We start from the raw sequence: 11,658 nt of genomic DNA, 5'->3' as shown, positions 1-11,658 counted from the left end.
TGAGATGGAGTGCCTTATTGTAAACTAATCTTACACAGCCCAATGTGCGCCGCAATAGCGACTCTTGTTCGGGTGTGGGGTAAAATCGAAACGAATAGGCTTTTTCCATACCTCACATTTTAGCATATATTTCGTAAATGCGCTAATATTTAACAGTAAAGCCGTCGTAGAACGACGGGGTTTCAGACCCAAATTTTCGATGAAAATCCCTCCTTTCAGACTTTCGGCGATTAACTTCCCAACGATAGCGATCGCTCAAAAGTCATCAAGAAATCACGTTAAAATGCCCGAAACCCATATATCACATTTAGTCAATCCTGTCAATGGGCAATTCCTAAAGATTTTGTTAAAATCTCAGCCTTATCAGTTATCAGTTATCAGTTATCAGATGTGAGTTTTCAGTTCACTGTTTACTGTTCACTGTTCACTGATAAAATCTCCCCACTTCCCCACTTCCCCCCGCAACGCGCACGAAGTGGTCTCCCCACTTCTCCACTTCCTCAACAATAGTTGTGTGAGCTAGGCTCGATCGAGTAAGTTAGAATCGAGGATGATAGATATAGTGCTAGACTTGGGGGTTAGGATATAGATCGACTCCTTGAGTTAAAAACAGCAAGATTGCTGCTGAAAACTGACGGCTATAGATAAAGACTCGATTCTTGAATTTAAGCACCGAGAAGGGAGATAAAGATGGTCAATTTTGGGCTGAATTCGGCCAGTATCTTAGGAATTTTTCTGGCAGTGGCCGGAGCGGGATTATACTTCCTGCGCTCGGTGCGGCCGGAACTTTCCAGGGATCATGATATATTTTTTGCCGCCGTTGGTTTACTGTGCGGTTTAATTCTACTTTTTCAAGGGTGGCGACTGGATCCGATTTTGCAATTCGGACAATTTTTGCTGACCGGGGCAGCGGTGTTTTTTGCCTTCGAGACGGTAAAATTGCGGGGTTTAACCACGGAACAGGCCCGCCGCGGCACGTCTTTTGTGGATGAACGTCCTGTGAGTCGGGAATATCAGGCCGAATTAGAACCCCTCGACACCTACGAACCGGAGGAACGTTACGAAGATAATCCCCGTTTACGCGGTTACGATGATCCCCGCTCTTCCCGTACTTCTAGTTATCAGGACGAGGAACCCCGCAGCACCCGCACCCGTCGGCCGGCCGATACTAGCAGTCGCAAAACGGCTAATCGTCGTCCCCGCAATAGTTCCCCCACTAGCGATCGAGATGTTTATGATCAGCGCCGTAGCGGTGATGATTGGGAAGAAACCAGTCCCCGTCCCCGTCGTCGTCCCGCTAGTGAAGAGACGAGCAGTAAACCGCCCCGCACTAGCCAAAAACGTCGTCCTCGCCCAATAATTGAGGATGATCCGCCATTTAAAGGGGAATACGTCGATTATCAACCGATCGATCCTAGCGATACGAGCGATCGAGAAGATTGGGAGAGACCGGATAATAGTGAACGGGAGTCGAGTAATGATAATCCGACTAGGTTTGATTATTAAGGAGTAGGTCCGATGACCAAACCTCCCTTTTTACTGTTTATCTGCTTGTTTTTAGGGGTTATAGGCGGTTGTAATCTCAATAACCCCGGTTTCTCTACAGGAACCCTAAATAGTCGCTACAATGACGAAAAACCCGCCCTGAGCGGTGATGGTCGTTGGCTTGCTTTGCTGTCTAATCGCCGCGGTAGTAATCAGATGCTGCTTTATGATTTGCAGACAAAACAATACCAGGCCCTAGGGGGATTATATACGGGTCAAGAAATTACCGATAGCCCCAGTTTAAGCCAAACGGGGCGTTATCTGGCTTATGTGGTGATTATTGAGGGTCGTCCCGTCATCGCTTTATATGACCGCATTACCGATCGTTCTGAGTTATTGAGTCAAAATTATCGCGGTTGGTTGCGAAATCCCCGTCTTAGTCCCGATGGTCGTTATCTTGTCTTTGAGTCCGCTCGTCGGGGACAATGGGATGTGGAGGTTCTCGATCGCGGTCCGAATATCGAGTTGGATATTGCCGATGGCAGTCCCGTTGAAAGTCCCAAACCGTGAAACGTCATTTTTTTATTAGTCTTGTTGCTGTAATTAGTTTGTTAACTGGATGTGCGGGTTATCCCAGTTTATTGTCTTTTCCTTTCGATCGAGGGGGGAGAACTTTAAACAGTGCTGCTAGTGAATTAACTCCCTATCTTGCCTCTCGCTATCTCGTTTTTGCGTCCGATCGCAATGGTTCCCAAGCTATCTATCTTTTTGATGCCATCGATCGCCGTTTACTGTCTTTACCCGGACTAAATTCTCTCGATCAGATCGCTTCTAGTCCTTCCATTAGTGAAGATGGTCGTTATATCGTTTTTACTGCTAGTCGTCAGGGAAAAACGGCTATTTATCTGTATGATCGACAAACTCAACAGAGAAGGGAAATTGCTCCCGATCTGCTCGCGGAAGTACGCAATCCGATCATCAGTGCCGATGGTTCTAAAGTGGCTTTTGAAGCGGCAAAAAATGGGCAATGGGATATTATGATTTACGATCTATCCGGACGGGTATTAGTCAATGAAAATCAGTGATCATTAGACCTCTTATAAAAATCAAAAATTGTTGTTAGGGTTAGGAGTCAGTAGCCAGTAGCCGGTCGTCAGTAGCCGGTCGTCAGTAGCCAGTAGCCAGTAGTCAGTAGTCAGGAGAATTAAGAATGAATAATAATCAATTATAGCGGTTTTCAGTCTAATGAGGTATAGTAAATCTCTTGATAGATAGGCGTTTCAGCGTTGCAATCGGGACTCACTTCTGTGAAAACCGCTATAAATGGTATATTTACAGATTTTATGCCATTTAATCCTTATTTTTGCCGTTTTTGAACCCTCAAAAATTATCTTAAACCCATAGCTTTTAGTCGATGTTCTAGAAATTGTTTTCCCTGTTTTTCCCCGTCAGCAATCAGACGCTGGATATTGGCAGGAGAGCGATCGAGTTTACTTTCATAGTTGAGACTATTGGCTAATTCCGCCGACATTTCGATCATAGGAATATGGTAATCTTGATCGGGATCTTCCGGGAAAGATTTAGGAATTTTAAATGGTTCTGTTAAGGCGATCTCGCGCAAGAATTCTTCTTTAAAGGCTCCTTTGAGAAATAATTGATTGAGAAAGTCAATCTGATCGAGACCTTGAAATAGGGAAACATTGCCTTCTAATTCATTGCGGCGATCAGCAATATCATCGGATTGCACGGGGATCTTATCTCTAGAGGTGGGATTAATTTTAATTACCCAAATTTCATCGGGAATATTTTCGACTCCGACAAATTCACGGCGAATTAAAGAACGGATGGGGGGATTATCGGAAAATAGTCCATCCCAGTAGGCCATAGTTTCAATGGTGACGGCAGGAAAAATGTTAGGAACACAGGCAGAAGCTAGGATATGTTCAATTTTAACTGCTTCCTCGCGCGAGTTAAATTTACTTAATTTTCCTGTCAGGACATTACAGGCCCCCATTAATAAAATTGGTGGTTCTGGTTTAGCTCCCCAAGTGGCTAATTCCGAGAAATCAATATGCGCTCTTAGTAACTGATCAAAGTTGGTAAAGCGACCGCGTAAACCGTAGGTAGCTAGGGAAAATAAGGTTTTAGTAATTGGAGAGGAAGGACTGAGATTATACTGGGGAATTAATCCTTTGCTGGCTAATTCTAGAGCTTTAATAGCTGAGTCATTAAATAGCTTTTCTTGGGGAGTTCGAGCGCTATTATCTTCCCAAAAATCAATCATTCTTTTCCAAACGACGCTATCACCTTTTTTGAGAGCATACCAGGTGAAAAATGCACAGATAGCACCGCCAGAAGTACCACTGAGACTGACAATATTAAAGTAATCTTGCACTTTATTGTCAAATAATGCTTTCAAGGCACCAGCAGTAAAAGCAGTTTGACTGCCGCCTCCCTGACAAGCGATCGCAATTTTGGCTTTCATAAATATCCTTTGAATGGCTTCTATCTAAGCCCTAGGCTTTTAATTTAAGGTTAATTGAAACCCTAGAATCAGACCCAAAAATATAGAAATTTTTCTTATTTTCCAGAAGAGCTGCTCGGGAGATTTTGCTATCACTTCTAGAAATAGGGTTTCAAGGGAATTGTCTAGGTAATTAGGGTTTGCTGAAAAAGCTTTTCGGTGGTGGCAGGGTGTGGGGTGTGGGGTGTGGGGTGTGGGGTTTTATCGATTTTCAGGTGGTCAACTACCTAATTTTCAGGGAAAAAGTCCAGGAATTTTCCCCCCGATCCCCGCAATGGCTGGCACTTTTTGAGGGGAAAAAAGTCCAAAAGTCTTATCCAACAAGGTTTTTAGATTTATTCAGCAGACCCTAATTAGCTGAAGCCATCAGCCTGCGGCTATATCCAAGCGATAATAACTAGAAAAATGGAAAAACTGATAACTGATAACTGATAACTGATAACTGATAACTGATAGATTAAATCACCGTCCCGTCGGGAATAGTGGCATTTTTTAAAATAACCACGATGCCGCTGCGAACATAGAAACCTAAATCTTCGCGATTAGCTTCTTCCACACGATCTTTGTTAACAATTAAAACATTGGCACCAATGCGAGCATTTTTGTCCACAATTGCCCGACGAATAGTCGAACCAGGGCCGATACCCATGGGAACTTTGGCATTTCCGATGAGACTTTCCCGTTCGGGGAAAGACTCATAAAAGTCCGATCCCATCAGCATTGTATCCTCGATCGTGCAGTCTTTGCCGACTCGACTACGAATACCTAAAATCGAGTGATGGATGCGACATTCTTTGAGAATACAACCTTCAGAAATCATCGATTCTGTCACCGTACAATTGAGCATTTTTGTCGGTGGCAGATAGCGAGAACGGGTATAGATGGGGGCTTTTTCATCGTAGAAACTAAAGGCGGGATTTGGTTGTTGGGTCAAGGCGAGATTAGACTCATAAAAGGCTTCAATCGTCCCGATATCCTCCCAGTAACCCTTAAATAAATAAGCCTGAAGATTGTAGTCTTTAGCGGCCGAGGGAATAATTTCCTTACCGAAATCGGTCTGTTCTTTATTGGCATCGAGCAGATCGATTAAAACATTCTTTTTAAAGACATAAATTCCCATGGAGGCGATGTAGGGATTTTGACGGGCCTGGTCCGGATTTAAGCCTAAAATCGTCGTATCTACCCGCATTCTTGCCAATTCTGCCCCTTTGGGTTTCTCATAAAAATCGACAATTCGCCCCGAATCATTAATTTTCATCACCCCAAAAGCGGAGGCGCGACGTTCATCGATGGGAACCACCGATAAAGTGATATCGGCGTTGGTTTCCCGATGGCGTTCGATGAACTTGCTGTAGTCCATGCGATAGAGATGATCTCCCGAGAGAATTAGATATTCATCGATATCCCAATCCTTCATCGTCCAGATATATTGTCGTACCGCGTCGGCCGTGCCTTGGAACCATTGAGGATTTTCCATGGTTTGTTGAGCGGCCAAAACTTCCACGAAACCATCACTAAAACCCGTAAAATTATAGGTACGATTGAGGTGACGATTGAGGGAAGCGGAATTAAATTGCGTCAACACATAGATTTTGTCAATCTGGGAGTTAATACAATTACTGACGGGAATATCGATTAAGCGATATTTTCCCGCTAGGGGGACGGCAGGTTTTGCCCGCAGTTTCGTTAACGGATAAAGGCGAGTTCCAGCCCCGCCACCTAAGATAATAGCTAATACTTTTTTCACGCGCGTAACCCTCGCGATTGGCTGTTTCCTTCTCAAAGTAAGTGTAGGATGATAGCGCACCTTATTGATAGAGGGGAAACAAAAATCTAGATCTAAAAGTCATCAAGAGGGAATTGATCGGAGTCTTTGCGGATAAATTCGCTAAAATCATGAATTTTTGGGCTAAATCATTAATATTCACCTTTTTTATCCCTTTACCGTACCTAATGCCCGCCACGGTGACTGGCGATCGCTGTTCTTGGTTAGCCCAAGGTTCCGATGTACAGACTTTCGGTAAACAGGGCCAAAGCGGAAAAGCTGGCAAGGTCGGCGGCCAAGGCAAAAATAGTGACAGTTTAACCCTTTTTCTCGATGGTTCTCCCCTAAAACTCGATATTTCAGGACAAAAAGGGGTCGATGGTGAAAATGGCAGCAATGGCAGCGATGGCAACTGTAGCGGTCAACCGGGCAACGTAACCAGAAATCTCCAGGCGGCCGGTGGTGGTAACGGTGGCAATGGGGGTGATGGGGGTGATGGGGGCAATGGCGGCGCTTTAACCCTCTATGCCACTAATTTAGATTTTTTAAGACAAGTAACGGTCAATGCGGCCGGAGGCGCTGGGGGTTTTGGGGGTCAGGGAGGCCAGAGGGGCAAGGGTTGTCGCTGTTCCCAACCCTTCTGGACAATTCAAACCTGCAGCGGTAGGCCGGGTGATGCCAATTATAGCTGTACCACCAGAGAATTTAGCTGTCAGGATGGTCTCGATGGGGCGACGGGTAATAGTGGTCGTAACGGTCGCGAGGGTCGTTTAGGACAGTTAACTTTAATTCAAATCGATCGCCCTTTAACTGCCGATCAACCGAGCGCAACTGTTCCCCTTTCGGAGTTAAAAGAACGGGGTTATATTCTATCTAAAAATAGTTGGGAAACTCGCACCGGGGCAGTGTCTTTATTTGCCCCCGGTTCCCTGATCGATGATCAATATCGGATTTTAGTAGATCGATCGGAACGTTCTTTTATTTTAATTTGGAATGCCCCCCAAGAGTTTAACCGGTTTGCTAATCAGCGTTTTACTTTAACCCTCGATGATCAAAAGGAAATGAAGGTAACTGTCCCCAGTGACCTCTGGATCGAGGGAACCACTCAAAAACGCAATAATGTTACGGAATTTGTCGTTTATAATGCTGTTTTTGAACGAGATGTCACCCAATTAGAAGCAAAAGGTATTACAGGAAATGGTACTGATTTAAGGCTTTTTCTCGAAGATAAAGCTTCCCAATCGAATTTAATCGGCACTAAATTTAAAGTGCGTTATCGCGTCACTCGTTGGCAAGCAGACGACCTGCAAACCAGTCCCAGAACTGATTTTGTCACTCGCTATGAAGGAGATATGCCCGCTAATTTGATCCGACAGGAGGGTAATCAATTTATTCTCGATATCGGTCAATTACCCTTACCTGTGGAATCTTTGCGATCGGGTACGGGGATAGAAATTGAGTTACTTGCTACTCGTTCTTTTGCCGGTTATTCCAAAGAACAAAAACTCGTCATTCGCGACACGATTAAAGGGGCAAATATCCCACGGAGATAAGTCAAAAAAGCTCCCTTGTCCTTTCTCCGGCGCAGTCTTAACCAGTAATTTAGATAGTCAACTTAAGTAGCTGGTTATAATTAAATTAAAAATAGATTTTAGGTTCGATCCCCCCTTAGTACTAGGGTTGATTCATAGTAGGGTTGATTCATGAATCAACCCTACCCTTAGTCCCCCCTTGATAAGGGTGGTGTCTGATAATTTTTAACGCCTACCTACTTACCAAAAGGCTCTAAAATATGTTGAGAGGAAGACCGGTTCTTCTCTGGGGAAACCAGGAGAATGTCCCGATCAGCGATCAATGGCTACCCTGAAGGAGAAAATCAAGGGAAAGATGGGCAATATTTTAAGTGTGGCGCCGATGATGGATTATACCGATCGCCATTTTCGCTATTTTTGGCGACAAATTAGCCTTCGTCCCCTTCTCTACACGGAAATGATCACGACGATGGCGATTAAACACGGCGATCGCTATAAGTTGCTGGGGTTCTCCCTAGCAGAAAAACCTCTCGCTTTGCAGTTAGGGGGTGATAATCCCTATCTTTTGGCAGAATGCGCTAAAATAGCCGAAGATATGGGTTATGACGAGGTAAATCTCAATGTGGGTTGTCCTAGTTCTCGGGTAAAAGAGGGCAATTTCGGCGCTTGTTTGATGGCTAACCCGGAATTAGTCGCGAGGGGAATATCGGCAATGAATCAAGCTGTATCGATTCCCGTGACTGTAAAACAGAGAATTGGCATTGATCATCAGGATAGTTACGAAAATATGGCTAATTTTGTCCGTATTGTTGCGGATGCGGGTTGTCAACGTTTTACCATCCATGCGCGTAAAGCTTGGTTACAGGGATTAAGTCCCAAGGAAAATCGCACCGTTCCCCCTTTACGTTACGATGATGTTTATCGCCTAAAAAATCAGTTTCCCCATTTGTTTATTGAAATTAACGGCGGTATCATTAATTTAGAACAGGCTAGACAACATTTACAATTAGTAGATGCGGTCATGATCGGTCGGGCAGCCTACGATAATCCCTATTTATTTGCCACAGTCGATCGAGATTTTTATGGGGAATCGGTTACTCCTCCTACCCGGGAAGAAGTAATCAAAAAAATGCTTCCCTACATCGATGAGTGGGTGAGTAAAGGTTATAAATTACACCAGATCAGCAAACATTTTTTACAGCTTTTTGCCGGTCAGCCCGGAACTAAGGCCTGGAAGCGTTATATTAGTGAAAATAGCCATTTTCCTGGGGCCGATTCCGGGGTAATCTGGCAAGCTTTACAGCAGGTAAACTCCCTAAATGATCTGGCTAATCTGTCAGCTTCCCATTGATTTATTTTCTTTTCTATGATTACCCAATCCTCAATTACTGCCGGGGTAAAAAATTCAGCTATGGCGGATTTTGTTTATCAACCTCCCCGGGCAGCTATCACAGCTAAACGTATTTTAATTAAACCTAATTTAGGTTATCCTGTGCCACCACCAGTAACGGTTAGTCTGCCGGTATTAAGTCAAGTTTTGCGGGGATTGAGAGGGGTAAATCCCGGAGCAGAAATTATCTTGGTAGAGGGAGTATGTTCGGCTATTTCTTTGAGAGAAATTATCGATATTTTGGGAGTAAAATCTATTCTCGATCCTGGAATAACTATTCTTGATGCTGATAGTTTACCCCAGCAAGAATATCCGAATCTTTCCCCTTCTCCTGTCCGTTTTCCCTCGATGTTTGCCCCTAAAATTATCGAAGAAGTGGATTGTCGGATCACGATTGGAACCTTAAAACGCACCCATTTAAAGGATAAACCCCTGATTTCTGCTTCTTTAAAAAATCTCTATGGACTCTTTCCCCGTAGTCATTATAAAGCCCGTAGTCCCAACTCGCGGGGGCAATTACATCGCCCTTCCGTACCGCTAATTTTACAGGATGTTTATTTTTGTATCGGTCATCTTTTTGATGGGGCAGTGGTGGACGCTAATCTTAAATATTTTAGTAGCAATTGGCGACCGGATCGAGGAAAATCTATTCCTCTCGGTCAAGTGTTTTGGGGTGATGATATGATTAGCGTGGATCGCAGTGCTTGTCTGTTAGGTGATGAACCGATGCCGAGTTATTTAGAGGCGATCGATTTGCTTCGTTCTCAATTTTTGAACGGAACCAATTAGGGTTTGCTGAAAAAGTTTCTTGGTGGGGTTAGGAGTCGGTCGTCAGGAGCCGGTCGTCAGGAGGGGAAGTCAGAATAACAGAATGACCTCGCGCAATCCTGTTTAAAAAATATACAGGAGAGTGGGGATCACTGGAGCGGGGTAGGGTTGATTCATGAATCAACCCTACCTGGAATCAACCCTACCTGGAATCAACCCTAGGAGCGGGGTAGGGGAACAATCCATAACTGGGTTTTTACGGAAGGGAGCGAGGTAGCGTTTGGCATTCTCAAAGACTAACCATTGTCGGTTAAAGCAACTGCTCTTTAGGTTGCCCAAAACCCACCTCGGTGAGGATGTCAAGCGTCTATCCAGATGCTGCCGTCTTCGATGCGAAGGGGATAAACGGGTAAAGCTTGGGGTTGAGAAACTGCCGCCATCGCTTTGTTAACCACAGGGGGCCAGGTAATCCAGTCTTTGACAGCACCACTACAGAGATCAAAAGAACTACGATGCCAGGGACAAACGATCGCGCCATCCTCGGTAATTTGGCCCTTCGTCATCGATAATTTTAAATGAGGACAACGATTACCGACGGCGTGGAATTGACCGTTATTGTTAATCAAGAGAATGGAACTGTCCCCCACTTTTACCACTTGACGGGCGCCGGGGGCAAGGGAATCTACAGATAATACTTTTGTCCAACTCATATTTTTATTTAACCAAGGGAGAGATCGAGAATGGTTTCGGGGTAATTTTGGGCAATAATGTCCTGTTTAGCCCATTGTTGGTAATCTTGCAACAATTGACTCATTAAACGCTGTTTAATCCGCAATAAAACCCCTTTTAAGAGGCTATTGCCGGCGATTTCTAACAGCGGACGCGGGGTTAACCATAATGGCGGTGGTAGGGCAACTTTCACCTCAAGATTGGCTTTCCCCGCTAGATAGGTTTGATTATTTTTTTCCACAGGAGCGAGTTTGCCTTTAACATTGAGGCTAAAGCGATCGTTGATATAATCAATACCTTTGATCTGACAGTCTTCTGATTGCAAAAATATCGTTCCCCCAGAGGTAGCCCAGACATTGAGAATAACCGTGGGCTGAAAATAGTACATATTCAAGAAGTTTAGGGGACGCATTTTTAGGCAAAACCGATTCTCAGACAAGTGTTCAGTTAAGCTAGTCTCAACGATAGCCTGTACTAATCTTTGCGGTTGGCGCAGATAATGCTGAATCGGGATGGTTTGTTCGGCAACAACAATTTCTAGGGATTCGGCAGCGGTAAAAGTTACTTCCATAAGTTGGCTATCTTAAATTTGTCTCCCTTCTTAATTTTACTTTACAAAACTTATACTTTTCGACGGTCCAGATGTAGAAATTTTATCGCTAAGAGGGGACATAAACCAGATTTTTGCCCAAAGTTAGGCCTTTTTCAGTGATCAGCGCTCAGTGGGGGGTTTTAAGTAAACAGTGGGGGAGAAGGGGAATTATGAATGGTTCTTCGTTACTTGGTATGGTTCAATAGGGGGGAATAAATCGACTAAATCCTTATCTGGCAAGAGTTCTATTGATTAGTTCGTTCTAGATCGAAAACAATTGACAAAAATCGCCAAATGTCTTTCTCTATAATAGTTTCATTCCTTATAACCCTGTACGTTGCATAAGACAAACCGAAGAACCTGAACTATGAATTATAGGCCTCTTGCATAATTAATTTTTGATGGTTCAAAAACGGCAAAAATAAGGATTAAATTGCATAAAATATGTAAATATAGCGGTGTGCAGTCGTATGAGGTACAGTGTCACGAGCTATAAACCATGCTAGGCAAAGCTTGGTCTGTATCTCACTCAAGCGCTTACCGCTATAGACCATTTAGTTAATTATTATTCATTCTTAATTCTCCTGACTACTGACTACTGGCTACTGACTCCTAGCCCTAACAACAATTTTTGGTTTTCACAAGAGGTCTTATGAAGTGGGAAGAATAAATAAAAATAATCTCCTGACTCGGAGAATTCTAACCCAATGGTAGATGTTGGATTTTTCCAGGAGTTCTATTTTCGGACGTATATAAGCAAAACTTATATACTAACTCCAAAAGCTTGAGAATATTTAAATTAACATTCCGCAATATTTACAAATTCTTAAGAATTAATTGAGAAAGATTTTTATTTAACAACGATGTTATGAT

At 43.7% G+C, this 11,658-nt stretch carries 12 protein-coding genes and 1 pseudogene; 7 read left to right on the top strand and 6 right to left on the bottom strand.

The genetic code is table 11. From position 1 onward, the window contains the following. A partial coding sequence (locus IM477_RS19685) for a helix-turn-helix domain-containing protein (RefSeq protein WP_287079164.1) occupies positions 1 to 109 on the bottom strand: 109 nt, incomplete at its 3' end. Between the two features lie 581 nt (positions 110 to 690). Here IM477_RS19685 and IM477_RS19680 point away from each other — a divergent pair. From IM477_RS19680 to IM477_RS19670, 3 genes are read left to right on the top strand one after another with little or no spacing between them, the layout of a single operon-like run. Then, the gene (locus IM477_RS19680) at positions 691 to 1,506 is read left to right on the top strand and encodes a Ycf66 family protein (protein WP_287675703.1); all 816 of its coding nucleotides are present in this window, start codon (positions 691 to 693) and stop codon (positions 1,504 to 1,506) included. A gap of 12 nt (positions 1,507 to 1,518) precedes the next feature. After that, entirely contained in the window at positions 1,519 to 2,055 is a 537-nt protein-coding gene (locus tag IM477_RS19675; protein ID WP_287675704.1) for a TolB family protein, read from the top strand. Next, positions 2,052 to 2,570 carry a TolB family protein gene (locus IM477_RS19670; RefSeq protein WP_287733164.1) on the top strand — a complete coding sequence of 173 codons (519 nt, stop codon included), beginning with the start codon at positions 2,052 to 2,054 and terminating at the stop codon, positions 2,568 to 2,570. The genes IM477_RS19675 and IM477_RS19670 overlap by 4 nt, the downstream gene beginning before the upstream one ends. A gap of 302 nt (positions 2,571 to 2,872) precedes the next feature. Here IM477_RS19670 and IM477_RS19665 read toward each other — a convergent pair whose 3' ends face one another. Next, positions 2,873 to 3,970: a patatin-like phospholipase family protein gene (locus IM477_RS19665; protein WP_287733163.1), complete on the bottom strand. Its 1,098-nt coding sequence runs from the start codon at positions 3,968 to 3,970 to the stop codon at positions 2,873 to 2,875. Positions 3,971 to 4,179: 209 nt separating this feature from the next. On the opposite strand from IM477_RS19665, the gene IM477_RS23215 reads away from it, so the two are divergent. Beyond that, the gene (locus IM477_RS23215) at positions 4,180 to 4,362 is read left to right on the top strand and encodes a hypothetical protein (RefSeq protein WP_061430960.1); all 183 of its coding nucleotides are present in this window, start codon (positions 4,180 to 4,182) and stop codon (positions 4,360 to 4,362) included. A 104-nt stretch (positions 4,363 to 4,466) separates the two neighbouring features. Here IM477_RS23215 and IM477_RS19660 read toward each other — a convergent pair whose 3' ends face one another. Further along, positions 4,467 to 5,756 (bottom strand): glucose-1-phosphate adenylyltransferase, encoded by a 1,290-nt coding sequence (locus tag IM477_RS19660; RefSeq protein WP_287733162.1) that lies wholly within the window; start codon positions 5,754 to 5,756, stop codon positions 4,467 to 4,469. A 206-nt stretch (positions 5,757 to 5,962) separates the two neighbouring features. On the opposite strand from IM477_RS19660, the gene IM477_RS19655 reads away from it, so the two are divergent. From IM477_RS19655 to IM477_RS19645, 3 genes are all read left to right on the top strand, one after another. After that, complete coding sequence (locus IM477_RS19655) at positions 5,963 to 7,327, top strand: collagen-like protein (protein ID WP_287733166.1); 1,365 nt, start codon at positions 5,963 to 5,965, stop codon at positions 7,325 to 7,327. Between the two features lie 334 nt (positions 7,328 to 7,661). Next, complete coding sequence (dusA, locus tag IM477_RS19650) at positions 7,662 to 8,657, top strand: tRNA dihydrouridine(20/20a) synthase DusA (RefSeq protein WP_287733165.1); 996 nt, start codon at positions 7,662 to 7,664, stop codon at positions 8,655 to 8,657. Between the two features lie 15 nt (positions 8,658 to 8,672). Further along, positions 8,673 to 9,485, top strand: coding sequence for a DUF362 domain-containing protein (locus tag IM477_RS19645; protein ID WP_287733161.1), 813 nt, complete (start codon positions 8,673 to 8,675; stop codon positions 9,483 to 9,485). Positions 9,486 to 9,823: 338 nt separating this feature from the next. On the opposite strand, the gene IM477_RS19640 is transcribed toward IM477_RS19645, so the two are convergent. The 3 genes and pseudogenes from IM477_RS19640 to IM477_RS19630 all read right to left on the bottom strand — a co-directional run bounded on the left by IM477_RS19640 (position 9,824) and on the right by IM477_RS19630 (position 11,135). Next, positions 9,824 to 10,174 carry a Rieske (2Fe-2S) protein gene (locus tag IM477_RS19640; RefSeq protein ID WP_002798923.1) on the bottom strand — a complete coding sequence of 117 codons (351 nt, stop codon included), beginning with the start codon at positions 10,172 to 10,174 and terminating at the stop codon, positions 9,824 to 9,826. Between the two features lie 8 nt (positions 10,175 to 10,182). Further along, complete coding sequence (locus IM477_RS19635; protein ID WP_287733160.1) at positions 10,183 to 10,764, bottom strand: DUF1997 domain-containing protein; 582 nt, start codon at positions 10,762 to 10,764, stop codon at positions 10,183 to 10,185. Between the two features lie 189 nt (positions 10,765 to 10,953). Then, positions 10,954 to 11,135: pseudogene (locus IM477_RS19630) on the bottom strand (hypothetical protein). Between the last annotated feature and the right edge of the window lie 523 nt (positions 11,136 to 11,658).

The sequence above is a fragment of the Microcystis sp. M090S1 genome, assembly GCF_020246295.1.
In the GTDB taxonomy this organism is placed as follows: domain Bacteria; phylum Cyanobacteriota; class Cyanobacteriia; order Cyanobacteriales; family Microcystaceae; genus Microcystis; species Microcystis aeruginosa.
Note: the sequence above shows the minus strand (reverse complement) of the source record. Positions and strands in the feature narration are given on the sequence as shown.